Below are 1,986 nucleotides of genomic sequence, written 5' to 3' on the forward strand. Positions count from 1 at the left end.
GGTGTAGCGGGTCTGGTCGAGGAGGGCGGCGCGTTCGGTGGTGTCGGGGCCGTCGGTGGTGTTGGTGGTGTTGGTGTTGAGGATGAGGTCTTTGAGGGGGATGGGGAGGTCGGTGAGGTGGGTGTCGAGTTCGGTGCAGACGGTGTCGAGGGCGGCGGCGAAGACGGGTTGGGTGGCGTAGAGTTCCGCGCCCATGCCCAGGCGCTGGCTGCCCTGCCCGGTGAACAGGAACGCCACCCGACCCCGACCACCAGCCCCGCCCGCGACAGCGGACCCGGCCTCGGCGGGGTCCGGGCCCCGGACCAGGTGGACGGACTCCTCGCCGGCGGCCAGCGCCGCGAGCCCCGCCAGATAGCCCTCCCGGTCCCGCGCGACCACGGCGGCCGTGTACGCGAAGGCGGGGTACGCGTCCGCCAGGGACAGCCCGATATCGGCGAGTTCGTGTTCCGGGTGCTCGGTGACGAAGCTCAGCAGGCGTTCGGCCTGAGCACGCAGCGCCCCCTCCGTATGGCCGGAGAGCAGCCACGGGGCCACCGTCGGGGCGTCGTTCCCTGACGCGTCGGACCCGGTGGCCGAGTCGTCGTCCCGCTCAGGCGCGGGGACGGGGGGCTGTTCGAGGATGAGGTGGGCGTTGGTGCCGCTGATGCCGAAGGAGGAGACGGCGGCGCGGCGCGGGCGGCCGCTCTCGGGCCAGGGCGTGGCCTCGGTCAGCAGCTCGATCGCGCCCCGTTCCCAGTCCACCTTGGAGGACGGCTGGTCGACGTGCAGGGTGCGCGGCAGCAGCCCGTGCCGCATCGCCAGCACCATCTTGATCACACCGCCGATGCCGGCGGCGGCCTGCGCATGCCCGATGTTGGACTTCAGGGTCCCGAGATAGAGCCGCTGTTCCGCGTCGCGGTGCTGGCCGTAGGTGGCGAGGAGGGCTTGGGCTTCGATGGGGTCGCCGAGGGTGGTGCCGGTGCCGTGGGCTTCGACGGCGTCGATGTCGGTGGGGGTGAGGTGTGCGGTGGCGAGGGCGTCGTGGATGACGCGTTCTTGGGAGGGGCCGTTGGGGGCGGTGAGTCCGTTGCTGGCGCCGTCCTGGTTGACGGCTGAGCCGCGGAGGGTGGCGAGGACGGGGTGGCCGTTGCGGCGTGCGTCCGAGAGCCGTTCCAGGACCAGCACGCCGGCGCCCTCGCTCCACGCGGTGCCGTCGGCCGTGTCCGCGAACGCCTTGCAGCGGCCGTCCGGCGCCAGCCCGCGCTGCCTGCTGAATTCGACGAAGAGGTCCGGCGTGGCCATGACCGTGACCCCGCCCGCCAGGGCCAGTTCGCACTCGTCCCGCTGCAGCGCCTGCGCGGCCAGATGAATGGCCACCAGCGAGGACGAGCAGGCGGTGTCGACGGTGAGCGCCGGGCCCTGCAGGCCGAGGCTGTACGAGACCCGGCCCGAGGCCACGCTCGACGCGTTGCCGATGGTGCGGTACGCCTCGACGCTGTCGGGCATGGTGGGCAGGCGTGCCGCGTAGTCGTTGTGCATGACGCCGGTGAACACGCCGGTGCGGGTGCCGTGCAGCGCGGTGGGCGCGATGGCGGCGCTTTCGATGGCCTCCCAGCTGGTCTCCAGCAGCAGCCGCTGCTGCGGGTCCATCACCTGGGCCTCGCGCGGACTGATGCCGAAGAACTCCGCGTCGAACCGGTCGGCGTCGTAGAGGAAGCCCCCGTGCCGGGTGTAGCTGGTACCGGTGTGGTCGGGGTCCGGGTGGTAGAGCTCGTCGAGGTTCCAGCCGCGGTTGTCGGGGAAGGGGCCGATGGCGTCGGTGCCGGATGCCACCAGTTGCCACAGCTCCTCGGGCGTACGGACCTCTCCCGGATACCGGCACGCCATCCCCACCACGACCACCGGATCCTCGGCCGCGGCCGCGGAGGCGCGGGCGGACGGCCGCCCGGCCGACGCGGTTCCGGCAGCCGGGGGAACGAGCTGGGCCAGGAGGTGGTCGGTGAGGGC

1 protein-coding gene is annotated in these 1,986 nt (G+C 72.7%); it reads right to left on the reverse strand.

Annotation, left to right across the window (positions count from 1 at the left end; genetic code table 11):
• Positions 1-1,986: type I polyketide synthase (locus tag G5C65_RS36305; protein ID WP_241266313.1), on the reverse strand; the 1,986-nt coding region annotated here is incomplete at both ends.

Origin of the sequence: Streptomyces boncukensis (genome assembly GCF_011045075.1) — a bacterium.
Taxonomy (GTDB): domain Bacteria; phylum Actinomycetota; class Actinomycetes; order Streptomycetales; family Streptomycetaceae; genus Streptomyces; species Streptomyces boncukensis.